General features: G+C 72.1%; 26 protein-coding genes. 12 read left to right on the plus strand and 14 right to left on the minus strand.

The annotated features are described in order from the left end of the window. Positions 1-40: 40 nt before the first annotated feature. From ACTIFU_RS06435 to ACTIFU_RS06460, 6 genes are all read left to right on the plus strand, one after another. On the plus strand, positions 41-463 hold the full coding sequence (locus tag ACTIFU_RS06435; RefSeq protein ID WP_439577469.1) for a type II toxin-antitoxin system VapC family toxin: 423 nt from the start codon (positions 41-43) through the stop codon (positions 461-463). A 177-nt stretch (positions 464-640) separates the two neighbouring features. Continuing rightward, entirely contained in the window at positions 641-1,981 is a 1,341-nt protein-coding gene (locus tag ACTIFU_RS06440; protein ID WP_439577470.1) for an N-6 DNA methylase, read from the plus strand. A gap of 105 nt (positions 1,982-2,086) precedes the next feature. Beyond that, on the plus strand, positions 2,087-2,638 hold the full coding sequence (locus tag ACTIFU_RS06445; RefSeq protein ID WP_439577471.1) for a hypothetical protein: 552 nt from the start codon (positions 2,087-2,089) through the stop codon (positions 2,636-2,638). A 1-nt stretch (position 2,639) separates the two neighbouring features. Then, positions 2,640-3,848 (plus strand): type ISP restriction/modification enzyme, encoded by a 1,209-nt coding sequence (locus ACTIFU_RS06450; RefSeq protein WP_439577472.1) that lies wholly within the window; start codon positions 2,640-2,642, stop codon positions 3,846-3,848. 30 nt (positions 3,849-3,878) lie between these two features. Next, positions 3,879-4,166, plus strand: a complete 288-nt coding sequence (locus ACTIFU_RS06455) for a hypothetical protein (protein WP_439577473.1) — start codon at positions 3,879-3,881, stop codon at positions 4,164-4,166. Beyond that, positions 4,163-4,330: a hypothetical protein gene (locus tag ACTIFU_RS06460; protein ID WP_439577474.1), complete on the plus strand. Its 168-nt coding sequence runs from the start codon at positions 4,163-4,165 to the stop codon at positions 4,328-4,330. The genes ACTIFU_RS06455 and ACTIFU_RS06460 overlap by 4 nt, the downstream gene beginning before the upstream one ends. A 288-nt stretch (positions 4,331-4,618) precedes the next feature. Here the strand turns inward: ACTIFU_RS06460 and ACTIFU_RS06465 are convergent, their stop codons facing one another. Continuing rightward, positions 4,619-5,878, minus strand: coding sequence for a DUF3422 family protein (locus ACTIFU_RS06465; RefSeq protein WP_439577475.1), 1,260 nt, complete (start codon positions 5,876-5,878; stop codon positions 4,619-4,621). A gap of 99 nt (positions 5,879-5,977) precedes the next feature. Between ACTIFU_RS06465 and ACTIFU_RS06470 the strand changes: the two genes are divergently transcribed. After that, positions 5,978-7,057 (plus strand): alcohol dehydrogenase, encoded by a 1,080-nt coding sequence (locus ACTIFU_RS06470; protein WP_439577476.1) that lies wholly within the window; start codon positions 5,978-5,980, stop codon positions 7,055-7,057. Between the two features lie 16 nt (positions 7,058-7,073). On the opposite strand, the gene ACTIFU_RS06475 is transcribed toward ACTIFU_RS06470, so the two are convergent. After that, on the minus strand, positions 7,074-9,077 hold the full coding sequence (locus ACTIFU_RS06475; RefSeq protein WP_439577477.1) for a DUF4139 domain-containing protein: 2,004 nt from the start codon (positions 9,075-9,077) through the stop codon (positions 7,074-7,076). A 128-nt stretch (positions 9,078-9,205) separates the two neighbouring features. Here ACTIFU_RS06475 and ACTIFU_RS06480 point away from each other — a divergent pair, with 128 nt between their 5' ends. Beyond that, positions 9,206-9,658: a SufE family protein gene (locus tag ACTIFU_RS06480; protein WP_439577494.1), complete on the plus strand. Its 453-nt coding sequence runs from the start codon at positions 9,206-9,208 to the stop codon at positions 9,656-9,658. On the opposite strand, the gene ACTIFU_RS06485 is transcribed toward ACTIFU_RS06480, so the two are convergent. From ACTIFU_RS06485 to ACTIFU_RS06520, 8 genes are read right to left on the minus strand one after another with little or no spacing between them, the layout of a single operon-like run. Beyond that, positions 9,646-10,554: a sugar phosphate isomerase/epimerase family protein gene (locus ACTIFU_RS06485; protein WP_439577478.1), complete on the minus strand. Its 909-nt coding sequence runs from the start codon at positions 10,552-10,554 to the stop codon at positions 9,646-9,648. The genes ACTIFU_RS06480 and ACTIFU_RS06485 overlap by 13 nt on opposite strands. Before the next feature lie 29 nt (positions 10,555-10,583). Further along, positions 10,584-12,407, minus strand: coding sequence for an ATP-dependent zinc metalloprotease FtsH (gene ftsH, locus ACTIFU_RS06490; RefSeq protein ID WP_439577479.1), 1,824 nt, complete (start codon positions 12,405-12,407; stop codon positions 10,584-10,586). Positions 12,408-12,428: 21 nt separating this feature from the next. Then, entirely contained in the window at positions 12,429-12,989 is a 561-nt protein-coding gene (locus ACTIFU_RS06495) for a pyridoxamine 5'-phosphate oxidase family protein (protein ID WP_439577480.1), read from the minus strand. Then, positions 12,989-13,660, minus strand: a complete 672-nt coding sequence (locus tag ACTIFU_RS06500; protein ID WP_439577481.1) for an RraA family protein — start codon at positions 13,658-13,660, stop codon at positions 12,989-12,991. The genes ACTIFU_RS06495 and ACTIFU_RS06500 overlap by 1 nt, the downstream gene beginning before the upstream one ends. A 9-nt stretch (positions 13,661-13,669) precedes the next feature. Further along, the gene (locus tag ACTIFU_RS06505) at positions 13,670-14,443 is read right to left on the minus strand and encodes an ABC transporter permease (RefSeq protein ID WP_439577482.1); all 774 of its coding nucleotides are present in this window, start codon (positions 14,441-14,443) and stop codon (positions 13,670-13,672) included. Next, complete coding sequence (locus ACTIFU_RS06510; RefSeq protein WP_439577483.1) at positions 14,443-15,273, minus strand: ABC transporter permease; 831 nt, start codon at positions 15,271-15,273, stop codon at positions 14,443-14,445. Before ACTIFU_RS06510 ends, ACTIFU_RS06505 begins: the two co-directional genes overlap by 1 nt. 8 nt (positions 15,274-15,281) lie before the next feature. Next, positions 15,282-16,310 carry an ABC transporter ATP-binding protein gene (locus ACTIFU_RS06515; RefSeq protein WP_439577484.1) on the minus strand — a complete coding sequence of 343 codons (1,029 nt, stop codon included), beginning with the start codon at positions 16,308-16,310 and terminating at the stop codon, positions 15,282-15,284. 7 nt (positions 16,311-16,317) lie between these two features. Then, complete coding sequence (locus tag ACTIFU_RS06520; RefSeq protein WP_439577485.1) at positions 16,318-17,367, minus strand: ABC transporter substrate-binding protein; 1,050 nt, start codon at positions 17,365-17,367, stop codon at positions 16,318-16,320. A 110-nt stretch (positions 17,368-17,477) separates the two neighbouring features. Between ACTIFU_RS06520 and ACTIFU_RS06525 the strand changes: the two genes are divergently transcribed. From ACTIFU_RS06525 to ACTIFU_RS06540, 4 genes are all read left to right on the plus strand, one after another. Continuing rightward, positions 17,478-19,073: an MATE family efflux transporter gene (locus tag ACTIFU_RS06525; RefSeq protein WP_439577486.1), complete on the plus strand. Its 1,596-nt coding sequence runs from the start codon at positions 17,478-17,480 to the stop codon at positions 19,071-19,073. After that, on the plus strand, positions 19,016-19,519 hold the full coding sequence (locus ACTIFU_RS06530) for a hypothetical protein (RefSeq protein WP_439577487.1): 504 nt from the start codon (positions 19,016-19,018) through the stop codon (positions 19,517-19,519). Before ACTIFU_RS06525 ends, ACTIFU_RS06530 begins: the two co-directional genes overlap by 58 nt. 103 nt (positions 19,520-19,622) lie before the next feature. Then, entirely contained in the window at positions 19,623-19,973 is a 351-nt protein-coding gene (locus ACTIFU_RS06535; RefSeq protein WP_439577488.1) for a DUF6152 family protein, read from the plus strand. 7 nt (positions 19,974-19,980) lie between these two features. Then, a complete protein-coding gene (locus tag ACTIFU_RS06540; RefSeq protein WP_439577489.1) occupies positions 19,981-20,469 on the plus strand; it encodes a DUF6644 family protein in 489 nt (162 codons plus the stop codon). A gap of 38 nt (positions 20,470-20,507) precedes the next feature. Here the strand turns inward: ACTIFU_RS06540 and ACTIFU_RS06545 are convergent, their stop codons facing one another. From ACTIFU_RS06545 to pgi, 4 genes are all read right to left on the minus strand, one after another. Continuing rightward, a complete protein-coding gene (locus tag ACTIFU_RS06545; protein WP_439577490.1) occupies positions 20,508-22,076 on the minus strand; it encodes an ABC transporter substrate-binding protein in 1,569 nt (522 codons plus the stop codon). Between the two features lie 22 nt (positions 22,077-22,098). After that, entirely contained in the window at positions 22,099-23,625 is a 1,527-nt protein-coding gene (locus tag ACTIFU_RS06550; protein ID WP_439577491.1) for a serine hydrolase domain-containing protein, read from the minus strand. Positions 23,626-23,639: 14 nt separating this feature from the next. Then, the gene (mutL, locus tag ACTIFU_RS06555; protein ID WP_439577492.1) at positions 23,640-25,340 is read right to left on the minus strand and encodes a DNA mismatch repair endonuclease MutL; all 1,701 of its coding nucleotides are present in this window, start codon (positions 25,338-25,340) and stop codon (positions 23,640-23,642) included. After that, positions 25,337-26,561: glucose-6-phosphate isomerase (pgi, locus tag ACTIFU_RS06560; RefSeq protein WP_439577493.1), on the minus strand; the 1,225-nt coding region annotated here is incomplete at its 5' end. The genes mutL and pgi, both read right to left, overlap by 4 nt.

Consider the following 26,561-nt stretch of genomic DNA (forward strand, 5'->3'; position numbering starts at 1 on the left):
GATCCGGCCGGTACCTGGGCTGAGCGAAACGGACCAGCGCGTGCGCCTGACCCACTTCTTCGGCCGGTGCGACGCGGAGCGTGCCGAGATTCTCATCCCGACGCCTGCGTTGGCGGAACTGCTGACGCTTGCGACTCGCGAGCCGCAGCCGATCCTGGACCTGATCGACCGTCAGGTACGGTTTCGCATCGTTCCGTTCGATCGACGTGCAGCGACCGAGTGCGGCCACCTGATCCGATCCGGACTCGACTTGGCGAAGTCGAGCCGCAAGCCGCGCGGGTTGGTCAAGTTCGATGCCATGATCCTTGCCATCGCGGTGGTGGAGGGCGCGACCGCGCTGTGCACGGATGACGACGATCTCAGAACGCTGACGGAACAGCGAGGGCTCACGGTGCTCGGCCTTGGCGATCTGCCGCAACCCCCGCAGCCCGAGCTTCCGTTCGATCCGCGATCGCCGGGGTGATGGTGATGATTCGAGGCAGCGCCATCGGACGGCGGATGCGGGGGACGTGATGGCGGGGCGGGGGTAGATGGGATTGGGGGTGCGGGGGGAAGGGCCAATGGCCCTTCGCCCCCGCGGGGTTTTCTTCCTGCGGCGAAGCCGTGCACTCTGCGGCCATACGATTCGTGGCGGGGCGCGATGGCAGACACGTCACTTCATGACGCATTGATCGCCTATGCCGACGCGATCCGAAAGGATCGCGCCGCCAATCCCGGCATTGCCGGCGACGGCACTGGATTGGAATTGCTGCTGGCGCCGCGGTTCCAGCGCCTTCTGGAGGATGCGCTGCGGCTGCGCTTCGGCGACGGCGCGACGGTGCGCGTTCTGCCCGAGTACCGCAAGCCCGGCGTCGGCCGGCCCGATATCGCGTTGGCCCGCGCGGCGCAGCCCGCGCGTTCGTTCGTCGAGTTGAAGGCGCCGGACAAGAGCCTGCGCCCGACGCAACTGCGCGGCCACGACAAGGCGCAGTTCGAGCGCTTCAAGGCGCTGCCGCTGTGGGGCTTCTGCAACTTCCACACGATCCATCTGTATCGGCGCGACGCGCGCGGCGAGGAGGCCACGATCGTTGCCGCCTCCGCGCTCGACCCGGAGACGCCGGCGGCGACCGCTGAGCGGCTGATCCGCCGGAGCGACCCCACGTCGTTCCTGACGATCGTCGAGATGCTGGCGCTGGCCACGCCGCCGCGGATGCGGACGGCAAAGGACGTGGCGGAGGCTCTGGCGCATGCGGCTCGGCTGGTGCGCGGCATCACGCTCGATGCCTGCCGCGAGGGCGCGCCGGAGGCGCTCGATGCCGTGCGGGCGGAGTTCCGCGATACGCTGTTCGCGCATGCCGAGGCGGGCGGCTACGACGCGACGGACGAGAACGCCCTGTTCGCGAACGCGTTCGCGCAGACCTTGGCGTTCGGGCTGCTGCTGGCGCGGGATGCATCGGGCAAGGACCTCGACCAGCAGGCGTATCGGCTGCTGCCGGAGGGCAGCTATCCGCTGCTGCGCGCCACGCTGCGCGCGCTGACGCAGGACGAGATCATCGACCTGCTGGGCGCGGGCTTCGACGTGATGCTGGACACGGTGAACGCGGTCGATCCCGCGGTGCTGGCGAAGCGCGCGGACTACGACCCGATCCTGTATTTCTATGAGGACTTCCTGGAGACCTTCGATCCGGTCGCGCGCAGGCGACATGGCGTCTATTTCACCCCCGTTCCGGTGGTGCGGTTCATGGTGGCGGCGACCGACCGGGCGTTGCGCGAGCATCTGGGCACAAACGGGTTGCTGGACCGGGATGTGCTGGTGCTCGATCCGGCCTGCGGCACCGGGACGTTCCTGCTGGCAGCGGCCTCGGCGGCAGCCGAGCGGGCAGCGCGGGAGATGGGCGAGGGCGCGGTTGCCGGCGAACTGACGAAGCTCGCCGAACGGCTGCACGGGTTCGAGTTGCTGGTGGGGCCGTACACGGTGGCGCATACCCGGTTGCCGCGCTAACGGCGGGCCGCCGGGGCGTCGCTCGCGACGCGGCTGAAAATCTACCTCGCGGACACGCTCACGCCGCCGACCGGCGGCGTCGGGGTGGTGCCGCATCTGGGCTTCATGTCGGCGCCGATCGTGGAGGAGCGGCGGGCGGCGGATGCGGTGAAGCGCGAGGCGCCGATCCTGGCGATCTTCGGCAATCCGCCGTATCGGCGGCTGGCGGAGGGTGAGGAGGCGCGCATCACCGCCGGCTGGGCAAACGGGTTCTGGGACGATCTGAAGCAGCCGGTGCGCGAGGCCGGCTGGGGCGGCGAGCTCAATACGTTCCCAGACCTCTACATCGCGTTCTGGCGCTGGTGCTTGTGGAAGCTGTTCGAGAGCGAGGGCGCGCCGAAGCGCGGCGTGGTGTGCCTGATCACCAACCGGACGTTTCTTGCCGGCCATCCCTATGCCGGGCTGCGCAGGATGCTGCGTGAGCGCTTCGACCGGATCGAGGTGATCGACCTGCGCGGCGATCTGCGTGGCGAGCGTCCGGCCGGGATCGAGGAGGACGAGAATGTCTTCGCGATCCAGGCGGGGGTGTGCATCACGGTCGCCGTCGCCGACGGCACGAAAGCGGCGGGCACGGAGGCGCAGGTGTTCTACGCCGACACCTGGCGGCAGCGGGCGTAGCGTGGCGGCGGGTCTGTTCTCCAAGGCGGAGAAGGAGACGTTCCTGGAGCGCGTGGCGCGGGGCGAGGCGGCGCTGTCGTTCGTGCGCGTCGAGCGCGGCGGGCTCGACGATTTCCTGCCCGAGCCGTTCGCCGATGTCGCCGCCGTGTCCATCGCCGATGCGTTCCGGTTCCGCTCGTCCGGAACACAGACGAAACGGGATGAATTCGTCTACGGCTTCACGGCCGCGCAGATCGAACGCCGGGTGAAGGATTGGCTCGCCTCTACGGCGGCGGATGCGGAAGTGAAGTTCCACTCTACTGCCGCGAAGCCATGGACCGCCGCGTGCCAGACAAGCTTCGAGACGTCTCTTGTCCTGCCAACAGTGTATCGCCCGCTCGACCGACGGTTTCACTATGCTCATCCCGCGTTCAATGACCGCCTCCGACCTGAATTGCGTGCAGCCTGGGGCGCCTCGAACATCGCCCTCTACGCGATGCCCTCCGGCACCGGTGCCGGCCCGGCCGCGTGGGTGCACGGCCTGATCCCCGACTACCACGCCTTCCGCGGCTCCTACGGCGGCTACGCCTTCCCGCTCTACGACCGGCGCAACGGTCCCGCCGCGCACAACCTGAACCCCGACCTGCTGCGCGGCCTGGAAGCCGCCTATGCCCGCCACGTCCGCCCCGAGGACGTGTTCCACGCGGTCACCACGCTGCTCTCCGCCACCTCCTACACGCGCCGTTTCGCCTGGGACCTGGAGGAGGCGTTCCCGCACATCCCTTTCCCCGCCGATCCGGCGGTGTTCGAGGACGCCGCGCGGATCGGCGCCGAGATCGCCGCGCTCGAAACCTTCGCCCGCCAGCCGGCCGAAGCGTTCCGCACTGCGCGTCTCGCCGGCCGGGCCACCGGGGTCACGCTCTGGGTGCCACCGATCGGCCAGGCCTTCCGGGCGGACGGGTCGGGCAGCGGCGCGATCCCGTTGCAGGAGGACGGCTCGCTCCGCCTCGCCGGGGTGCCGGAGCGCGTGTTCGCCTTCGGCGTCTCCGGCTATCGCGTGCTCTACCGCTGGCTCGCCGCGCGCGCGGACGAGGCGCTCGCCGAGGTGCAGCGTGACGCGCTCGATGTCGCATGGCGGCTCACGGAGGTGCTGCATTGGTTCGACCAGGCCGATCCGGTGCTGGAGGCCGCGCTCGCCCGCCCGCTCACCCGCGCCGAACTCGGCCTGTAGGACGTCGCCCCGGACTGCTAGACTCACGCCATGCCGATTCACGCCCCCGACCAGACCAGCCTGTTCGATCACGTCCCGGCGCAGAGCACGGAGGCCGAGGACGAGGCGCGGCGCAAGGCCGCGCGCCGCATGGCACGACACGTCATCGCCGAACTCGAAGCGGCGCCGACCAAGCCTTGGGACGAGGCCGCATGCGCGCGCGCCAGGATGCTGGTCACCAACGCCACGAGCTGGCTGCCGGAGGACGAGCGCGACGCGCTGCGCGCCGCCTTCGCTGCCGCCCTCGCGCGACATGGCGCGGGCACGGAGGCGTCATGACCCCCGCCGCGATCGTCCGCCAACTCCAGGTGCGCGTGCGCGGCTACCAGCGCCGCAGCGCCGAGCGCTACACCACCGACGACGTCCTGAAGGATCGGCACGACGAGGCCGCGCGGGAGGACCCGCCGCCCGACCGCCCTCCCTCGGCCTCGACATCCGCGTGATCCGCCCGACCCACGCCCGATCCTGACGCACGCGCCCGCTACCCTGCGCGCTCCTCCTCGCCGCACCCGCCCGACGGCGCCGCGCGCGCCGGATAAAGCGATAAAGTCGTAAAGTGATAAAGTGACCTGCCCGCCGGTCTCGCGCTCCCGGGCGCCACGCCGCGCCGCCGTGTGTCCCCTGCCCGATCCGATAACCTGCCGTCGAACGGACGGTCGACGCGGGGCTCGGTGGCCGGTCCCGCTGCACCGCCACGGGCTGCCCAGGGCTCCGCCGACGCGCGGCCACGCTCACGACCCGTCGTGCCGCAGCCCCCTGCGGATGCGCCGCACCCCGTACCACGCCGCGCCGATCACCAGCGGCGGGCCGAGCAGCCCGGCAAGCTGTCCCGCATCCGGCAGCCCCAGAAGCGGCGCGCCCTCGCCCACATACTTCAGCAGACTGACGGCGTAATAGGCGATCGCGAACACGGAGAGGCCCTCGACCGCCTGGGACAGACGCAACTGCAGCCGTGCGCGCCGGTCCATCGCCTCCAGCAGGTCGCGGTTCTGCGCGGCGAGCCGCACCTCCACGCGCGTGCGCAGCATCCCGCCCGCACGCGAGATGCCGTCGAGCAGGGCGCGTTCGCGGCGCGCAACGGCCGCGCAGGTGCGCAGGCCCGGCACGAAGCGGCGCTCGAGGAACAGCCCGAGCCGCTGCGCGCCCTCCACCCGCCCCTCGCGCAACTCGGTGATGCGCGCCGTGACCAGCGCGCCGTATGCCTCGGTCGCGGCGAAGCGGAACCGGTTGGCGGCGGCCAGCGCCGCGGCCTCGGCGGCGAGCCTGGTCAGCCGGTCAAGCAGCCGATGATCGTCCTCGGTGGAGGCGCTGGTCGCGGCAACGATCGCATCGAGCCGGCGCTCGAACGCGGCAAGCTGCGGTGTGGCCGTGCGCGCCGGCGGCAGGCCGAGCAGCGCGGCCATGCGGTAGGTCTCGATCTCCAGCAGCCGCTGCGCCATGCGCCCGAGCCGCCCGGGCGTCAGCTTGTGCGCATAGAGCAGCATGCGCGTGAACCCGTCCGTGCCGATCCGGAAATCGGCGAACACCGCGCCCGCGCCGTCGGCCACCGTGCTGCCGACGACCTCGCCGGCGAAAGCCTCGGCCGGCGGGGCAGCCGCAAGGCCGGGCAGCACGCTGAGATGGACCGCGGCAAGGCGCTCGCCAGGAAGCGTTTCCAGCCAGGACGCGAGCGGGGGGGTGATCGCCGAGCCGGCCACGCCCGGGAGGTCCGCGACCGCGTCGGCGACGACCGTGATGGCCGTGAACTCGCCGTGCCGCTCCCAGCGCACGGTGCGCGCACCGGCGGCGATGGTGTGGTGGCGCGCACCCTCGGGCGGTGGCGCGGCGCCATGCTCGCGGCAGAACGCGGCGAAGCGCTCGCGGTCCTTCTCGGCATCGCCCTCGCCCGCCATCAGCACGACATGGCTGAGCACGGCGGGCGCGGTCAGCCGCGGATGCGGGCGCGCGTGCAGCTCGTCGTTTATCGTTGCGCGAAGTGGATGGTCCGCCACGGCCCGACCATGCCACGCATGGGCGCGCAACGGGAAGCATCGCTTGACCCTGTGCACGCGCCGGGCTCCCATCGGACGGCAAAGAGGAGGAGGGAACGCATGCGCGCGATGGCGGTGATCGAGAACGGCAAGCCGCTGCAGGCGATCGAGCTGCCGACGCCAGAGCCCGAGGGCGAGCAGGTGCTGCTGGAGGTGACGCATTGCGGCGTCTGCCACAGCGACATCCACATCTGGGAGGGCTTCTACGACATGGGCGGCGGCAAGGTGCTGACGCTGAAGGACCGCGGCGTGACCCTGCCGCTGGCGATGGGCCACGAGGTGGTCGGGCGCGTGCTCAAGCTCGGGCCCAAGGCCGCGGCGAGCGGGCTGAAGGTCGGCGATCTGCGGCTGGTGTTCCCTTGGGTCGGCTGCGGCACCTGCGCGAAGTGCCGCGCCGACGAGGACAACATGTGCCTCAAGCCGCGCTCGCTCGGCGTCTATCAGCACGGCGGCTACGCGACCCACATCCTGGTGCCCGAGCCGCGCCACCTCCTCCCGATCGAAGGGCTCGATCCCGCGCTCGCCGCGACCTACGCCTGTTCCGGGCTGACGGTCTATTCCGCAATCCAGAAGGTGCTGCCGCTGCCGCCCGACGAGCCGGTGGTGCTGTTCGGCGCCGGCGGGCTCGGGCTGAACGCGATCGCCGTGCTGAAGGCGCTCGGCCACAAGCGCATCGTCGTGGTGGACATCGACGCGAAGAAGCGCGAGGCGGCAACCGCCGAGGGCGCGACCGACGTCGTGGACGGCAAGGCGGAGACGCCCGACGAAGTGGCCGCGCGCGTGATCGCGGCCTGCGGCGGCCCGGTCGAGGCGGTGATCGACCTGGTGGGCGCGGGCCCCTCCGCGCGCGCGGCGTTCGCGTCCCTGCGCAAGGGCGGCACGCTCATCCTGGTCGGGCTCTATGGCGGCGACCTGCCGCTGCCGCTGCCGGTGATGCCCACACGCGCACTGACGGTGCGCGGCAGCTATGTCGGCAATGTCAAGGAGCTGCGTGAACTGATCACGCTCGCCCGAAGCGGCAAGCTGCCGGCGATCCCGATCGCCACGGAGCCGCTGGACAAGGCCGGCGACGCCCTGACGCGGCTGCGCGCCGGCCAGGTGATCGGCCGGATCGTGCTGGCGGCGGACGGGCGGTTCTGACGACGCGGCGCCCCCGTCACGACTCCCGCGCCAGCAGCGCCTGCACCGCCTCGCGCCATGCCCGCCACAGGGCATCGGCCTCCGCGCCCGCGCGCTCGACCGCGATCGAGGCGTCGTTCAGTGCGCGGCGCGCGGCCTCCCGCTGCGGCCCCGTGCGGTCCTCCACGGCCTGCCGCGCGCGGGTCAGCGCCGCCTCTGCCACGCCATAGGCACGCACCGCACTGCGCGCCGCGTCGAGCCTGTTGCGCAGCTCGGCCATCGCATCGATCACCGATTGCAGCACCGCCCGGCCTTCGGCGTCAGCCGGCAGACGGGCGAGCAGGTCGCGCAGCCGTTCGAGCGTGCCCGGACCGCCCGGCAAGCGCGGCGCCGCCGCATCGAGATCGGCTTCACGCCATGAGCCCATCAGCTCGAACGGCCGGAGCCCCGCATCCCACAGCCGCAGCTCGCTTCGCGTCTCGCGCTCGAAGCCGAGCCGCAGCGTCGTCGCAGAACCATCCAGCACCACCTCGTGGCGCAGGCCGAACTCGCCCTCCGCCGCGACCGCGAAGTCCGGCCGCGCGCCGGGGCGCCGCGCCAGATCGAGCACGAGCCGCCCGCGCGCGCCCTTCGAATCGATCGCGACCGCCTCCTCGACCCGCTGCACACCGCGGACGATCAGCCGCCCGCGCTGGAGCTGAACCGCGCCGGGCCGGTCGGTCGTCGAGGCGGTCCGTCCCAGCTGAACGTCGCGGTCGCGTCCGAAGGCAAGCAGGCGCTGCTCGCCCGGCGCGACCGCACGCAGGTCGGAATCGCCGAGGAAGGCACCAGACTCCGAACCCTCGGCGCCGAACACGGTGACGATCCCGTCGGGCAGGGTGCTGCCCGTGGCGTTGCTGACGCGCACCGCGAGCAACGGGTTGCGTGCAGCCAGGTCCTGCACCCACCAGACCCGCTCGGCCGGCAGGCGCGCGTCGAGGAACGGCACGTTCGCCGTCTCGCCGCTCAGCACCGTCACCGGTGCGGGCAGGGTGAAGGCGACCCGGCCGATGCTGGACTCCGCGACCGCCTGCGGCTGCGACGCGACCCGGTCCGCGACGGCGCCGCCGGGTGAAGCCGCGGTCTCCGCCGCCGCACGCATCCGCGGCGGTGCCGCCGCGGCCATCGGCGCCGGCGGCGGGGGCGGCCGCGGCCCCGTGTCAGGCCGCACCGTGACGGTCTCGGCCGCGCGCACCGGGATCTCCACCCTCGGCACCTCGATCGGCGTGTAGAGCGCCTGGCGATACGCTGCCGGATTGCCTGAGACCAGCGCGAGGCGCACGCGCTCCCAGTCCACACCGGAACGGTTCTCGACCACCGCCCAGCCGAGCAGCCGTGCCTCACCCCCGGTGGCGGGCAGGAGCAGGCGCCAGGACGGCTTCCACAGCGGCGCGCCGGTGACACTGAGCACGCCGACCTCGCGCGCCCGATCGGCCCTGAGGGCGATCTCGATCCGCCGCTGGTCCTCCGCGCGCGCCGCACCCAGCGCATCGGCCGCACGCCGCACCCGCGCCGCGAACGCGGCATCGGCGAGCCGCACCTCGTCGCCCTCGCGGATGACGACGGCCGCCAGACCGGTCTCAGTCAGGACCGCGACCCTCAGCCCGGAGTCGATCTCCTCGGCATCCGCAAGCCGGCCCGAGATCCCGCCGGCCTCGACGCGCTGCCCGCGCAACGCGCGCAGCAACGCGACCCGCGAGGCGAAGTCCTCGGGTCGCAGCGGCAGGCCGCGGAAAGCCTCGGCAGCGGCGTCCTGCGCCGGCAGGCGAACACCCTCGACGACGCCGACCGGATCGAAGACCACGAGGCTCTTGAGGAGGTCGTCCACATCCGCGGACGGCGCGCGCAGCACAACCGGCGCCTCCGCCGCGACCGTGCCACGTCGCTCGATCTGCGCGAGCCCCGCATTGGAAAGCGTGACCGAGACCACTGGCAGCTCGGTCGCGGTCGCCGGCAGGGTCACGGCGAGTGCAGCCAGGATGCAGGGACCAAGACGGCGCATGGCGCTCTCCTCCGGACGATCAGACTACCCCGCCGGGCGTTGCGCCGCACGGGTGCCGTCAAGGGCCGCAAGGCCCTTCGGGCGCGGCACCACTTGAGCGCGGCCGGGGAACCGCCATGTTCCACCCGATGGATGGTCCCTTCGTTACCCCGACCGAGCGCTCGGCAGCCGATGCCGTCGCGGCGCTGAAGGACGAGTTCGAGTTCTTCGACGACTGGATGGACCGCTACGAACAGGTGATCGACTGGGGCCGCGCGCTGCCTGCCTTCCCCGAGTCGTGGAAGGAGCCGTCGCGCAAGGTCGAGGGGTGCCAGAGCCAGGTGTGGATCGAGCCGCGCATCGCGGCGGGACGGCTCTGGCTCGCTGGCGCATCCGACGCGGCAATCGTGCAGGGTCTGGTCGCGATGCTGCTCCGCGTCTATTCGGGCCGCACGCCGCGGGAGGCGCTGGAGGTCGACCCCGGCTTCCTCAAGGAGCTCGACCTGATCGGCAACCTGTCGGCGAATCGCGGCAACGGCGTCGCCGCGCTGATCCGCCGCATCCGCGCGATCGCCACCGAGGCTGCCGCTCAGGCGGCCTGACGCGCCGTGCCGACCATCGTGGCGAACCGCCGCAACGCTGTCGCTGTTTCGGGAACGAAGCGGAAGAACTTCTCCGCGAGCTCGTAGATCATCACCGTGCCCGCACGCGGTGCGAAGCTGCCCAGCAGGCGCTCGAACGGAATCTCGCCCCAGCCGGGCGGCGCATGCAGGTCGCCCGTGCCGTAGGCAAGCTTCTCGCCCGACCCGGGCAGACGGATCGTGTCGAGCCGACCGAACTGGTCCTGCAGGTGCAGGTGCACGACATATGGCGCCATCGCCGCGATGCTCGCCGCGAGGTCCTGCTGCTTCGCCGCCGCCATCATCGCCGCATGGCCAATGTCGAGCGTCGCGCCGACATTCGGATGCCCGACCGCCGCCACCTGCGCCGCAATCCCCCAGGCGTCGTGCGTCTCGGGAATGGTCGGCAGCGGCGGCAGGTTCTCGAGCGCCAGCATCACACCGTGCCGCGCGGCCACCTCGCCGAGGTCGCGCAGCGCCTCCACCTCCATCCGCTTGCGCCGCTCGATCTCCGCTGGCGCGAGGCCGCGCTCCCAGACGCCGCTGTGCACCACCAGCACGCCGGCGCCGAGCGCCCCGGTCGCCTCGATCATCGCCCGGCACACGGCGCGGTGCAGATCATGATGCGCCGCGTCCATCAGGTTCATCCCGAGCGGGCCGTGCACCGTGTAGCGCAGCGGGAAGCGCCGCAGTACGGCGGCCAACGCCTCGACCTCCGGGCCGTTCACACGGCCGCCGGTGACGGCGAAGCTGTTCTGCAGCGAGATCTCGGCCGCCGTGCAGCCGGCTTCGGCGAACAGCGCGAGCTCCTGCGCGAGCGGCTCGGGCTCGCAGCGTCCTTCGGTCGACAGCCCGTAGGCAGTGATCGTGTCGGTCATCAACGCTCCGATAGCGCAACCCGCCCGGCTCAGGATGACGCTTCGGTGTCGTTTCGTCCAGACACCGGTTTCGGCAGGTCCTCCGGCCCCATGGTCTCGCGCTCCAGCAGCGTCGTCGCGAGCGCATCGAGCTCCGCGCGCCGCCGCTCGAGGATCGCCCGCGCCGCCGCGTGCGCCTCGGCCACAAGCCCCTTCACCGCGAGGTCGATCTCGCGCGCGGTCTCCTCGGAGAAGCGCCGCCCGCCGCCCTCGATCGGCAGGCCCAGGAACCGGCTCGTCTCGGTCTCGTAGGCGACCTCGCCCAGCGCCTCGGCCATGCCGTAGCGCGTCACCATGCCGCGCGCGATCTCGGTCACGCGCATCAGGTCGTCCTGCGCCCCCGTCGAGACCTCGCCGAACACCAGATCCTCGGCCGCGCGGCCGCCCAGCAGCACCGCCATGCGGCCCTTGAGTTCGGCCCTGGTCAGCAGGAACCGGTCCTCGGTCGGGCGCTGCATGGTGTAGCCGAGCGCGCCGACGCCGCGCGGGATGATGCTGACCTTGTGCACCGGATCGGCGCCCGGCACCGAGAGTGCCACCAGCGCATGGCCGAGCTCGTGATAGGCGACCCGCCTGCGCTCGTCGGCGTTCATCAGGCGCGAGCGCCGCTCGATCCCGGCGACGATGCGCTCGATCGCGACCGTGAAGTCGTTGTCTGTCACCGAGGTCCGCTTGGCGCGGGTCGCCGCCAGCGCCGCCTCGTTCACCAGGTTGGCGAGGTCCGCGCCGGTGAAGCCCGGCGTCAGCGCTGCAATCGCGTCAAGATCGACGCCCGGGGCGAGCTTCACCTTGCGCACATGCACCGCGAGGATGTCGCGCCGTCCCTTCCGGTCCGGCCGGTCGAGCGCGACCTGGCGATCGAACCGGCCCGCGCGCGTCAGCGCCGGATCGAGGATCTCCGGCCGGTTGGTCGCGGCCAGCAGTACGATGCCGGCCGACGCGTCGAAGCCGTCGAGCTCGACGAGAAGCTGGTTCAGCGTCTGCTCCTTCTCCTCATAGCCGCCGCTGGTCGGCCCCGCGGTGCGCGCGCGCCCGAGCGCGTCGAGCTCGTCGATGAAGATGATGCAGGGTGCCGCCGTGCGCGCCTGCTCGAACAGGTCGCGCACCCGCGCGGCGCCGACACCGACGAACATCTCGACGAACTCGGAGCCGGAGATCGAGAAGAACGGCACGCCCGCCTCGCCGGCGACCGCGCGCGCGAGCAGCGTCTTGCCGGTTCCGGGGGGGCCGATCAGCAGCACGCCCTTGGGCGAGCGCGCGCCCAGCCGGCCATGCGTCGCGGGGTCCTTCAGGAACGCGACGATCTCCTCAAGCTCCGCCTTGGCCTCGTCGGCGCCGGCGACGTCGGCGAAGGTCGTGCCGGTGTCCTTCTCGACATAGACCTTCGCCTTCGACTTGCCGATGGTCATCATGCCGCCGAACCCGGCCTTGTCGGCGAAGCGGCGGATCAGGAACCACCAGAGGCCGAAGAACACCAATGCCGGAACGATCCAGGAGAGCAGCGTCGCCAGGAACCCGGCTTCGGGCGTGCCGGTGAAGACGACGCCGCCCTTGGCGAGATCCTCGGCGAGGCTCTCGTCCACGCGCTGGGTGACGAAATAGGGGCGTCCGTCGATCGGCTCGCGGAACCGGCCGGCGATGCGCACCGGCCCGACAGTCACCTCCGCAACCTTTCCTTCCGCCACCAGGCGCTTGAAGTCGGAGTAGGGCAGTGCTTCAGTCTGGCGAGCTGCCGAGAGGAAGTCCTGGATCAGCAGCACCGCCAGCACCGCGGCGAGGATGTACCAGGTGTTGATCTGGGTCTTCTTCTCCACGGCGTGCTCCCGACTGCGCCGTCAGGGGACCAGCCAGGTACCCCGCAGCACGTCTCCGTCCGATGCGAACCCTGCGCGCCGATGCGCTCCCGGCGCAAGCCTGAGCCAGTCCAGCCGATCGACGGTGAACAGGATGACGGCGAAGTTGCGGGCCGGGCCGGCACCGCCCGGGGCGGCAGGGGGACCGTGGCATGGGGTGCCAGGCGGGCTGGCCTGGGCGTAGTCGCGCCGTGACGCCGCTGGCGTGGCCTGCCACGCCGCCTGCCAGACCGGCCCGTCGGTGAGCGTCTCGGCCCCGCCGACGAGGCGGAGCTGCACCCGAGTGCGCGGCTCCCACGCGAGCAGGGCGACGCGCGGGGCGGCGGTGATCTCCGCGACCTTGGCGCTGCGCCGGTCGGTGTGGAGACGCAGCACCCGCGATGCCGGATCGACGCCGCGCAGGATCACGCTCCGCAGCTGCGGCGCGCCGTCGGACCCGTTGGTGGCGAGCTGGACGACGCGGCAGGGATGGCGCGGATCACCGGCAGCGCGGACGAGGAGCGCCCAGGCACTCGCGAGCGCCTCCTCGAGCGTCTCGTCCATCACGCGCCGAGGGCGGCCTTTACCTTTGCCGTCGCCCCGGAGAGCGCGCCGAGCTTCGCGCCGGCCTTCACCTTGTCCTGGCTCTCGAGCCCGCGCGCCTGGCGCGCGATCGCCGCGTCCGCCTCGGCCTCGGCCTCGTCGCGCGGCAGCACCAGCACGCCGGACTCGTCGGCGAGAATGACGTCTCCCGGCATGACGGCCACACCGCCGCAGGAGACCGGCTTGTTGAGCCGTCCGCCGAGGTCGTAGAGCCGCGTGGTGATCGGCGCGAGCCCTCGGCACCACATCGGGAAGTCACTGTCCTTGATCTCCGTGAGGTCGGTGCAGGGGCCGTCGACCACGCCGGCCTTCGCGCCGGCGGCCTTCGCCGCAACCGTCACACCGCCGCCCCAGCAGGCGTGCCGGTCGTCACCGAGCCGGTCCACCACCAGCACATCGCCCGGCCGGAGCAGGCCGAGCGCGTGGTGCAGCAATGTCGAGTCCGGTCCTGGAATCGCGAGCGTCACCGCCACGCCGGCGATGCGCTTCTCGCGCAGCAGGGGCTGGATGGCGCGATCCATGAACCCCCAGTGCCGCCAGTGCCCGACCGTTGCGGTCTCGACCTGTTCGAGCTTGGCCACGAGCGCCGCCGGCAAGGGCTCCGGCATCGTCCCGATCTCGTATTTCGGCATCGTCCCTCCTCAGCGCCCCACCGCGCGCATGAACCCGAGCAGTCGCTCCACCAGCAGCACCACGCACAGCGAGAACACGATCAGCACCACCGCGAGTGCTGCGACCATCGGGTCGGTGCGGCCCTCGACATAGCGGTACATCTCGACCGGCAGGGTGGAGAGGCGCGGGCCGACGATGAACAGGCTGATCACCACCTCGTCGAAGCTGATCAGGAAGGCGAGCGCGCCCGAGGCGATCAGGCCGGGCAGTGCGAGCGGCAGCGTGACCCGGCGCACCACCGTGAGGGGAGTCGCCCCCAGCGTCGCCGCCGCGTCCTCGAGATCGGGCGGCAGCGTCGACAGCGCGGTCACCATGATGCGCACCACGAAAGGCAGCGTGACCGCGAGATGCGCGATCGCGAGCCCCGGCCAGGTCGCGGCAAGCCCGAACGGGAAGAACACCAGCAGGATGCCGAGGCCGAGCACCAGGGTCGGCAGCAGGAGCGGCGCGGTGAGCGCGGCGAAGATCGCCTCGCGTCCCGCGAAGCGCAGCCGCGCGATCGCGTAGGCCGCCGGCACGCCGATCGCGAGCGCGAGCGCGGTGACGATCGAGGCGAGGATCGCGCTCCGCCGCATCGCCCCCATCAGCGTCTCGTTCTCCCACAGCGCGGCAAACCAGCGCAGCGACAGACCAGGTGGCGGAAAGGTGAGGAAGCGGTCGTCGGAGAAGGCGATGATCACGACGAACACGCCGGGCGCCAGCAGGAACCCGTAGCCGAGCAGGACGACCAGCCGGAACGCCATCAGACGGCGATCCGGCGGGTGAGGGCCGTGTAGGCGGCGAGGATCAGCAGCAGCAGCACGAGCGCGTACATCGCGAGGGCCGCCGCCGCCGGCCAGTCGACCGATTCCAGCGCGAGGTCGTAGATCTCGGTCGCCAGCACGAACACGCGTCCGCCGCCGAGCAGCCGCGGCGTGATGAAGGCGCTCATCGCGAGCACGAAGCCGATCAGCCAGCCGAGCACGATCCCGGGCAGCGACAGCGGCAGGGTGACGCGCAGGAACACGCGCCACGGCGGCGCGCCGAGCGTGGCAGCCGCCTCCTCGACCGCGCGGTCGAGCCGGCCGAACCCGGCCAGCAGCGAGAGGATGACATAGGGCATCACGCTCTCGGTCAGCCCGATCGTCACGCCGTCCCAGTTGTTGATCAGCGGCACCGCGCGATCGACCAGCCCGAGCCCGAGCAGCGCGGCATTCACCAGCCCCTGGTCGCCCAGCACCACCATCCAGCCGACCACGCGCGCGACCCCGGAGACGAGCAGCGGCGCGACCGCCAGGATCGCGAGCAGCGGGCGGAACCGGCTCTCGGTGCGGAACAGGAACAGCGCGATCGGATAGGCCAACAGCACCGCCGCGGTGCTGGCGGTCGCGGCGAGCCGGAACGAGTTGCCGGTGAGCAGCCAGGTGAAGTCGTCGGCGAACAGCGCACGGTAGCTGTCCAGCGCGACCGCCTCGACCATCGCGCCCGAGCCCTCGGAGATGTTCAGCGAGATGCGGAACAGCCAGGCGATCGGCAGCGCGAACACCATGGCCAGGGCGGCCAGCGCCGGCGTCAGCAGCAGCCAGGGGAGCACCCGCGGCGTCATGCCGTCCCGGGAAACGCGAGCGTGTCGGCCGCCCGCCAGGCGAGGCCCATCGGCGCGCCCGGGGCGAGGCCGCGCCAGTCCGGCGCCGCGCCCGAGACCTCTGCGGCGAGGCGGCCAAGCGGCGTCTCGGCCTCGACGTGCACGACATCGCCGATATAGGTGATCCGCCGCACGGTGCCCTCGGCGCGGTTCTCGGCGCCATCCGCCGCGGCGCCATCGCGCAGGATGCGCACACGGTGCGGGCGCACCATCGCGACATGGCCCGCCGGCAGCGGCCCGCGCGCCGTCGCGACCGGCGCGGCGATCCGGTTCATCCGGCCGAGGAAGCCGGCGACGAACGGGGTGGCCGGCCGCTCGTACACCTCCTCCGGCGTGCCGACCTGGTCGATCCGCCCCTCGCGCATCACCGCCACGCGGTCGCAGATCGCCAGCGCCTCGGTCTGGTCGTGGGTCACGAAGACTGCGGTGATGCCGGCCTCACGCTGGATGTCGCGAATCTCGCCCCGCATCTCCTCGCGCAGCTTGGCGTCAAGATTGGAAAGGCATTCGTCGAGCAGCAGCAGGCTGGGGCGGATCGCGATCGCGCGCGCGAGCGCCACACGCTGCTGCTGACCTCCGGAGAGCTCGCGTGGGCGGCGGTGGCCCAGGCCCTCGAGCCGCACCAGGCGCAGCGCCTCGGCGACGCGCCGGTCGCGCTCGGCACGCGCAAGCCCGCGCATCTCGAGGCCGAAGCCGACATTGCCGGCGGCGGTCATGTGCGGAAACAGCGCGTAGGACTGGAACACGAGGCCGATGTCGCGCCGATGCACCGGCAGCGCGGTGATGTCGCGCCCGCCGAGCCGCACGCTGCCGGTGTCAGGCGGCACCAGCCCGGCGACGATGCGCAAGCTGGTCGTCTTGCCGCAGCCCGAGGGGCCGAGCAGGGCGAGGAACTCGCCCTCCGCCACGGTCAGATCGAGTGCGTCGACGGCCGGCGGGCCCTCGCCGTAGCGCTTGCTGAGCCCGGCGAGCGCGAGCTCTGCCACCGGATCCTCAACGCCCGCCGGCGGCGATCACCTCGCGGCGCCAGCGGTTGTTCCAGGTGTCACGCACCTGCACGATGTCGTTCCAGTCGAGCGGGATCACCCGGTCGCGATAGCGCGGATCGGCCGCGGTGCGGGCGAGCGCATCGGGATTCGGCGTCGCCCTGGCGTTGGTCGGCCCGTAGAACATGCGGTTGGTGAAGGTGGTCTGCGCCTCGACTCCGAGCGCCCAGTTGGTGAAGGCGATCGCCGCGGCGCGGTTCGGCGCGTTCGCCACCACGTTGATCATGTTGATCTGGAACGCGGTGCCCTCCTCCGGGAGCATCACGCCGATCCGCCCGTTCGACTGGTCATGGTAGAGCTGGCTGCGCGCGTTCCAGCCGGTGGCGAAGGTCACCTGGTCGTTCAGGATCAGGCTGTAGCCGTCCGGGCTCGGGTTGAAAGTCTGCACCAGCGGGGCGAGCTCGCGCAATTTCGCGATCGCCTTGTCCACGCCGCGCGTGTAGTTGCCACCCTCCATCCGCTCGACGATCGCGGTCAGAACGAGACCCTGGATGTTCGGCGGCGCAGAGACCGAGAGCCGGCCGCGCCATCTCTCGTCCCACAACGCCTTCAGGCTGGTGGGCGCCGGGCTGACCTTGGTGGTGTCGTAGACGATCACGAAATGATCGAAGGTGACGGCCGGGCCGCACTCGCCGCCCGACTGACGCGCGAGTGGCACGAGCTCATCGAGCGCGGGCACCTGCGCAGGGGAGAGCTTCTCCACCAGTCCTTCGCGGCAGGCGATCGCGGCGGTGGTGGTGTCCATGATCACCACGTCGATCTGCGGTGAGGAGCGCTGGCTGCGCAGGATGCCGAGCATCTGCGCCGATGTACCGGGGCCGAAATAGGTCACCTGCACGCCGGGAAAGCGCGCCTTGAACGGTTCCACGACTGCAGCCGTATAGTTCTCCTCGAAGATGCCGGAATATGCCATCACGGTGATGGTTCCGGACGGCTGCGCTGAGGCCGACGCGACGGCCAACGCCGCCAGCGCGGCGGCAAGCGTGATCCTACGCATCGTCCCGGTCTCCCTTGGGGCTGCTCCGCGCCATTCTTGCGCGCCACCCGGCGGCCTGTCGAGACCGTGGCGGTGGCGTCCGCGACGCCATCCCGGCTATAGCCGCGCGCATGACCGCAACCGCGCTGCCCGCACGCGCGGCGGGTGGCGCATGGTCGGCCGAGATCCGGTCCACCGTGTCGCTCGCCTGGCCGATCGCGCTGACCAACCTGTCGCAGATGGCGATGGGCATCACCGATGCGGCGATGCTCGGCAACTTCGATCCGATCGCGCTCGCCGCCTCGGCGATCGGGCTCGCGCTCTATTGGACGTTCGCGATCGCGGGGCTGGGGCTCGCCTTCGGCACGGCGCCCCTGATGGCGCAGACGCTGGGGCGGCGGCGGCATGCGGTGCGCGACGTGCGGCGTTCGGCGCGGATGGGGCTCTGGGCGACGGCCGGGTTCGCGCTGCCGGCGACGCTCGTGCTGTGGCAGGCGGAGATGATCCTGCTGCTGCTCGGCCAGGAGCCCGCGATCGCCGGGCCCGCGGCACTCTATGTGCGCACCCTGCTGCCCGGACTGCTGCCGTTCTGGTGGTTCATGGTGCTGCGGAGCTTCGTCTCCGCGCTCGAGCGGCCGAAGCCCGCGCTGGTCGCGACCATGATCGCGATTCCGCTGAACGGGCTGCTCGACTGGCTGTTCATCTTCGGCCGCTTCGGCCTGCCGGAGCTCGGCATCGTCGGCGCGGGGATCGCGAGTGCGGCGTCGATGACGGCGATGATGGCGATGCTGCTCGGCGTGTGCGTGACCGACCGGCAGTTCCGCCGCTATGCGCTGCTCGGCCGGCTGTGGCGCCTCGATCGCGCACGCATGGCGGAGCTGCTGCGCGTGTCGCTGCCGATCGTCGGTGCGCTGCTGTTCGAGGTGATGGTGTTCAACGCGGCGGTGCTGCTGGTCGGCTGGATCGACGCGGTCTCGGTGGCCGCGCACGCGATCGCGATCCAGTGCGCGAGCCTCACGTTCATGGTGCCCATGGGCATCTCCCAGGCGGCGACGGTCCGTGTCGGGCTCGCGGCGGGGGCGCAGGATCGCGCCGGCGTGGGACGCGCGGGCTGGACGGCGCTCACGCTCGCGGGCGGGTTCATGGGCGCGATGGCGCTGGTGTTCGTGCTGACGCCGGGCCCGATCGTCGCGCTGTTCCTCGACCCGGCGCTGCCGCGGGCCGACGAGGTGGCGTCGCTCGGCGCACGGCTGCTGCGCGTGGCGGGGCTGTTCCAGGTGGTGGACGGGTTGCAGGTGGTTGGCGCCGGCGCGCTGCGCGGGCTGAGGGACACGCGCGTGCCGATGCTGTTCGCCGGGCTCGGCTACTGGGTGCTGGGGCTGCCCGTGGGCGCTTTGCTGGCGTTCGGTGCCGGACTCGGGGCCTTGGGGATCTGGCTCGGCCTCGCCTTCGGCCTGGCGATCGTGGCCGGGCTGCTGGTGGTGCGGTGGTCGCGGCGCGAGGTTCTCGGGATAGGGGGGCCGGGGGGGAAGGGGGGGCGGGGCCCGGGGGCGCCCCCCCCCCCCCCCCCCCCCCCCCCCCCCCCCCCCCAAGCCTTGGTCCTTATTTCTTGTTCATGGACGCCCTCACCGAACGCATCCTCGACACCGCCCTCGACCGCGCCCAAGTGGTGGGCTGGCATGACCTCCGTCTGCGCGAGGTCGCCGGTGAACTCGGCCTGCCGCTGACCGAGGTGCTGGCGCGGTTCCGCGACCAGGATGCGATCGCGGATGCGCATTTCCAACGTCTGCTCGCACACATGATCGCCCCGGCGGCTGACCCGGCGGCCTTCGCGATCCTGAACGCGCGCGAGCGGGCGGAGGCGGTGCTGCTGCGCTGGTTCGAGGCCGCCGCCGCGCGGCGCGCGGTCACGCTGGCGATGATCCAGGAGAAGGCTTGGCCGTCGCACCCGCACCACTGGGTGCCGATGGTGTTCAACCTGTCGCGGCTGATCCACTGGGTGCGCGAGGCCGCCCAGCTCGACCGCGGCGGATTCGCGCGGATGGTCGAGGAGGTCGGGCTGACCAAGACCTTCCTCGCCACCCTCGCGACCTTCGCGCTGGACCGCTCGGGCGATCTCGCGGCAACACGGCGCGCGCTCGCCTCGGCGCTCAGGCTGGTGCCGCTGAGCTGACCGCTCACGGGCGCGTGCGCAGGGGTTCCGCAGCCGCGCCCGAGGGCGCAGGCTTCGGGGAGAACAGGATCGGGAGTCCGCCATGCCAACGCGTGAGACCACCATGCCAACGCGTCGCATGCTGCTCGTGCTCGCGCCCGCACTGATCGCCACGCCGGCGGCGGCGCATCACGGCTGGGGCAGTTACGAGGCGCGCAATCCGCAGACGCTCACCGGCGAGATCGAGCGGGTGGAATTTGCCAACCCGCACGCGACGATCTGGCTGAAGACGGTGGGCAAGACCTGGGAGGTGGTGCTGGCGCCGCCGTTCCGCATGATCAATCGGGGCGTGCCGCGGGACGGGCTGCGCGCGGGCATGACCGTGACGGTGATGGGCTATCCGCACCGGCAGAAGGAGGAGGAGTTGCGCGCCGAGTGGATCCGCATCGGCGAGCAGGTCACGCAGCTCCGCTGATCACCCGATGGAGCACGATCACGAGATCTCCGCGCCCGACTGGGCGGTCTGGCTGGAGGCGACGGCTCTCGGCGAGGTCGCGCGCGACAGCCTCTGGCTCTATCCGATCGCCTCGATCGCGCATGTGCTGGGGATCGCGCTGCTGATCGGGTCGATCGTGTCGTTCGATCTGCGCGTACTCGGGGTCGCGCGCGCCGTGCCGTTCGCGGCGGCCGCGCGGCTGCTGCTGCCGGTGGCGCGTGTCGGCTTCGTGATGATCGTTCTCTCCGGCGCGGTGATGCTCGCGGCGGACGCGACGCACGTCGCGACCAACGACGCGTTCGCGGTGAAGAAGGTGCTGGTGGTCCTGGCGTTGACCAACGTGGTGCTGTTCCACCGTGTCGCCTGGCCGCCGGAAGGGCGGGAGCCGGGTCAGCTCGCGCGCACGCTCGCCGCGTTCTCGGCGGTGCTGTGGCTCGGCGTCGCCTCGAGCGGGCGCGCGATCGCCTATTTCTGAGCCGGACCGGGGGCCGGCCACGCCGACCCCCGATCGCGTCACCGCTTCTCGATGTTCCAGAACACCATCACCGGCGAGGCGAGCACGCCCGACACCGCCGTGCGCCGCGCATAGGGCAGATCGGCCTGGCCGAGCACGCGGTAGGGCTGCACCACGGCGAGCCGCGTCTGAAGCTCCTCGGCCAGCCGCTTGCGCGTCGGCTCGTCGGTCGCGTCGATGAAGGCGCGGCGGATGCGCTCGGCCTCCTCGTCGCAGGGCCAGCCCGCCCAGTTGCGGCCGTCGCAGGACATGTTCGTGCCGATATTGGTCAGCGGATGGAACATGGTCGCGCCCGAGGCGTAGGTGAGGAAGATGTTGTAGCCACCCTGGTCGGGCGGGTTGCGGTTCACCTGACGCGTGATCACCGTGCCCCAGTCGTTGTACTGAAGATCGACATTCATCCCGGCCTGGCGCATCCCCGCTGCCGCCACCTCCGCCATCCGGCCGATCGGCGCGATGTCATTCGTGGTGACGAAGACGATCCGCTCGCCCTTGTAGCCGGCCTCGGCCAGCAGCGACTTCGCCTTCTCGATGTTTGGCCGGCGAAGATCGTCCGCCCCCGCCTCGGAGCCATAGACGCTGCCGCAGATGAAGAAGGCCTCGCAGCGGCGCCACCACTGCTGGTCACCGAATCCGGCTGCCATGGTGTCGGCCTGATCGACCATGTAGGCGAGTGCGAGCCGCGCGCGGTGGTCGTTGAAGGGCGGGAAGAGGCTGTTCGGCCGCAGCATCCCCTGCGTGCCGATCGTGTTCAGCTTGTCCAGGGCAACAGTGCGGGCCCGCGTCAGCACGGGGATCAGATCGGTGGCCGGCTGCTCCCAGATATCGATCTCGCCCGACTGCATGGCCGCGGCGACGGTCGAGGCGTCGGGGATGTTGCGCCACTCGACGCGATCGACCTTCACCACACGCCCGCCGGCGAGGCCCGAGGCGGGCTCGGCGCGCGGCACGTAGTCGGGGTTGCGGTCGTAGACCACCACCTGGCCGGCCATCCAACGGTCGCGGTTGAAGCGGAACGGACCGGACCCGACCGTGGTGGTGATGGGGCGCGCGGGGTCGGTCTTCGCGTCCTCCTCGCGCATGACCACCGGGATCTGCCCGACCGCCGATCCGAGCGCGTACTCCATCAGGCCGAAGGGACGCTTCAGCACCATGCGGAACGTCTTCGCATCGACGATGTCGAGCGAGGCGAGCGCGTCGCCAACGCGCGAGCCCACCGTGTCGCGCGCCATCCAGCGCCGCAGGCTCTGCGCCACGTCAGCGGTGGTGACGGTCTGGCCGTCGTGGAACTTCAAGCCGTCGCGCAGCGTGAACTCCCAGGTGAGCTGATCGGGCGAGACCGACCAGCGCTCGACCATCTGCGGCTTGGGCTGGAGGTTCTCGTCCCAGGCGAACAGCGTCTCGTAGATCATCAGGCCGTGCATGCGGGTGATCACCACCGACACCGCAACGGGATCGAGCGTGCGCAGATCGGCATGCGGCACGACGCGCAGCACGTTGTCCTGGGCGGCGGCGGGCATTGCGAGAGTGCACACAGCCGCCGCGAGCAGGGTTCGGCGCAGGCTCATGGTGTCGGTCCTTCCCCGTCGTTCAGGCGCGGCGGAAGGAGAACACGCGGCAGCGGTTGGTGACAACCCGGGTGCTGTCGGCGCCGAAGGCGAAGCAGGGCCGCTGCGCCCAAGGCCCGTCGCTGCGGCGACCGAGCGCGCGCCCTGCCCCGAGCGGGACGAGCGGCATCGCCGTCCGCAGCGGGCCCACCCCCATGGTCAGCGTCGCCGTGCCGTCCGCGACCGCAACCTCGAACGCGGCGCCGAGCGCGTCGTTGCGCCAGCGCCCTGCCCAGGCGGGATCGGGTGCGGCGTCGCGCGGCACGGGGACGAAGCGGCGGGCGACGTGGTTGATCTCACCCGCGATCGCGCCGCCCTCGTGACGCAGCCGGATCCACATATAGGGGCTGCGCGACACGGCCCAGCCATCGCCCGCGTCGAAGAGCTGCTCCGCGGCGCCGAGGAAGGTCACGCGGCCCTGCGCGAGTTCGATCCAGAAGGGCGATCCGTCCTCCGCCGCGAAGAGCCCATCGGGCAGCGCCGCGGTGGCGGGCGGCAGGGTCGCGCCGAGCCCGGCGGCGGCGACCTCGAGCGCGAGGCCGAGCGGATCGGTATCCTCGCGGTTCGACAGCAGCACGACGCCGATGCCGTGCTCCGGCGCGATCAGCACATGGTTCTTGAACCCCGGCAGCGACCCGCCATGGCCGTAGAGCGGGATGCCGAGGAACGGCGCGTGCGCGATGCCGAGCCCGTAGCCGGTCGCGCGCCCGTCGGTCAGGCGACGGCGTTCGGCGAGGCGCGGCAGCAGTCCCTGCACGGGCGCGCGCTCGGCGAGCAGCGCGGCGAGCCATCCCGCGAGATCGCGCGCGGAGCCCGCAAGCCCACCCGAAGCGGAGAGATGCGTGCCGTAGCGCCCCGAATGCCAGGCGCCGGCCTCGTCGCGCCAGTAGCCGGTGGCGAGGTTGGGCACGGGGTCGGTGAAATCCTCCGGGAACTGCACCGAATGGAGTCCGAGCGGAGCGAAGAAGGCGTCGCGCCAGGCGTCGCCCAGGGGACCGACGCGTGGCTCGAGCGCGTGCTGGATCCAGCGATAGCCGGTGTTGGTGTAGGAGATCTCGGTCCCGGGCGTGTAGTTCAGCGCATCGATCGCGGCGGTGAAGCGATAGAGCGCCTCGCGCGTGTGCGTCGCGGTCCAGGGCACGCCGAGCTGCCACAGCGCCTCCATCGCATCGGCGATGCCGCTGGTCATGTCGAGCGCGCGGCCGACCGGGACGGCGGCGGGCGTGGGCGCGAGGTCGGGGAGATGTGTCCCGAGCGGATCGTCGAGCGCGATCCCACCCTCGCGCAGCACCAGCGCGGCAAGCACGTGCTTGGTGATGGAGGCCCAGCGGAATGCCGTGTCGGGCGTGATCGCGAGCGCATGGTCGAGGCTCGCGAGTCCGCCGCAGGCGGTGGCGCGGGGGCCGCTCCGATCGAACAGCACGATCGCGCCGCCGGGGCCGCGCGCGGCTGCCCAGGCAGCGGCGATCGCATCGGCGTGCGCCTGCGCGCGGGCGAGATCGAACGGCATGGGAGACTCCTCGGTCAGCGTCGGCCGAACAGGCGCTCGAGCTCGGCGCGCGTCAGACGGATCCAGGTCGGGCGGCCATGGCTGCAGGTGCCGCTGTTCGGTGTGGCCTCGATCTGGCGCAGCAGCGCATCCATCTCCGCCGGCGCGAGGCGGCGGCCGGCGCGCACGGAGCCGTGGCAGGCCATGCGTGCCAGCACCGCATCGATGCGCACGCGCAGCATCGTCGTCTCGCCGGTGTCGGTCAGTTCCTCGGCGATGTCGCGCAGCAGGCTGGCCGCATCGCAGCCGGCGAGCGGGGCCGGTACCGCGCGCACCAGCAGCGCACCGCCGAACGGCTCGACCGCGAGGCCAAGGCGCGCGAGCTCGTCCGCGCGCGCGAGCACCGCCTCGGAAGCGGCGGGCGAGAGCTCCACCACCTCGGGCGAGAGCAGCGTCTGCGGCGCGACGCCGCCCGCCTCCAGCGCCCGGCGCAGCGCCTCGTGCGCGAGGCGTTCCGCGGCGGCGTGCTGATCGACCAGCACCACCGCGCCGTCGGCGGTTTCGGCGACGATGTAGGTGTCGAGGAGCTGCGCGCGCGCCGCCCCGAGCGGGTGCTCCGGCATCGCCGGTGCAGCCAGCACAGGGCGCGCGAGCGGCGGGGCGGCGAGCGGCAGGGCGGGGGCCTCGGCGAAGGACGCCGACGCAGCGGCGAGGCGCATGGGCGGGGACCAGCGCGCGGCCGGCGCGGGGGTGACGGTGCGCGCGGTGCCGAGGGCCGATCGCAGCGCCGAGATGACGAAGCCGCGCACCGCGTCGGGCTCGCGGAACCGAACCTCCGCCTTGGCGGGGTGCACGTTCACGTCCACCGCCTCGGCCGGCAGGGTCAGCGCCAGCACCGCGAGTGGGTGGCGGCCCTGCGCGATCAGGTCGCCATAGGCGACGCGCAGCGCGGTGCGGAGCAGCCGGTCGGCGACCGGCCGCCCGTTCGCCATCAAGTGCTGCTCGGTCGCGGTCGCGCGCGTCAGGCTCGGCGGGCCGATGACGCCGGCGAGCGCGAAGGCGCCGCGCTCGGACGCGACCTCCACCGCGTGTTCGGCGAGGTCGGGGATCAGCCCAGCGATGCGGCGCGCGCGATCCGCGGCCGGCACGGCGAGCGCCTCGCGCCCGTCCAGCGTCACCGTGAACCCGACCGCCGGGTCCGCGAGTGCCAGTCGCCGCACCGCCTGCACGCACGCCTCCGCCTCGGTGCGCGCGGTCTTGAGGAACTTGAGCCGTGCGGGGGTGGCGAAGAAGAGGTCGCGCACGGTGACGCGCGTGCCGGGTGGCGCCGCGGCGGGGCGGACCTCGCCCTTCGCCCCGGCCTCGACCGCGATCGCCGCGCCGGCATCGGCCCCGGCCGCGCGCGAGACGATCTCCAGCCGTGCGACCGCGCCGATCGAGGGCAGCGCCTCGCCGCGGAAGCCCAAGGTCGCGATCTCGATCAGCCGCTCATCGGCGAGCTTGGAGGTGGCGTGCCGCTCCACCGCCAGCGCCAATTCGCCGGGCGCGATCCCGGCCCCGTCATCCTCGACCGTGATGCGCGCCGTGCCGCCGCCCTCGATCGCCACCGCGATCCGCCGCGCCCCGGCATCGAGCGCGTTCTCGACGAGCTCCTTCACGACCGAGGCCGGACGCTCCACCACCTCGCCGGCGGCGATGCGGTCAGCGACGGCGGCGGGAAGCAGGCGGATGCTCATCCGCCCATCCGCCGCAGCGTCGCGACGAGCCCGGCGGTCGCCGGATCGAGCGCCGCCGTGTCGCCGGTGGCCAGCGCCGCTTCGGTGCCGCCGGCGAGGGTCTTGCCGAGCTCCACACCCCACTGATCGAAGGCGTTGATGCCCCAGAGCGCGGCCTGGAGCGCGACCTTGTGCTCGTAGAGGGCGAGGAGCGCGCCGAGATGGTGCGGGTCGAGCCGCGGCAGGATGATGCTGATGGTCGGCCGGTCGCCGGGGAAGCTGCGGTGCGGGCCGAGGTCTGCGGCGCGCGCGGGATCGGTGCCGGCGGCGGTGAGTTCCGCCACCGCCTCGTCCGCGCTGCGGCCGAGCGCCAGCGCCGCACCCTGCGCCGCCGCATGGGCGAGCAGGATGCGGTGGTTCGCGGCGAGGTCGTGATCGGGGCGCGCGACCAGCACGAGATCGGCCGGAATGGTCGCGGTGCCCTGGTGCATCAACTGGCCGAAGCTGTGCTGGAAGTTCGTGCCCGGCTCGCCGAACACCACGGGCGCGGTCGGGAACGGGACGGGCTGTCCGGCGAGATCGACCCGCTTGCCGTTCGATTCCATCTCCAACTGTTGCAGCCAGGCCGGCAGGCGCGCGAGCCGCTGGTCGTAGGGGAGACACGCGTAAGCCGCGCGGCCGAGGAAGGTCGCGTGCCAGCTGTGCACGAGTGCCAGCAGCATCGGCAGGTTGCGCCGCGGCGGTGCCGTCAGCGCGTGGGTGTCCATCGCATGCGCGCCGGCGAGCAGGGCGGCGAACACCTCCCAGCCGCGTGCCAGCGCGATGCCGAGCCCGATCGGCGACCAGAGCGAGTAGCGCCCGCCCACCCAGTCCTTGAAGCCGAACACGCGCTCGCGCGCGATGCCGAACGCGGATGTCGCCGCGAGATTGGTGGAGAGGGCGGCGAGATGCTGGCCGATCCGCCCCTCGCCCAGCTTCTCCGCAAGCCAGGCGCGCGCGACCGCGGCGTTCGCCATGGTCTCCTGGGTGGTGAAGGACTTGGACGCGATCAGCACGAGGGTGCGCGCGGGATCGAGCCGGTCGAGCACCGGGGCGAGGGCGTGGCCGTCCACATTGCCGACGAAGCGCGCATCGAGCCGCGCGCCGGTATGGGCGAGCGCGTCCGTCACCATGGCCGGGCCGAGATCGGAGCCGCCGATGCCCAGATTGAGTACATTGGCGAAGGGCGCGCCGTTGGCGGCC

The organism is Elioraea sp. (genome assembly GCF_051860475.1).
Classification (GTDB): domain Bacteria; phylum Pseudomonadota; class Alphaproteobacteria; order Acetobacterales; family Acetobacteraceae; genus Elioraea.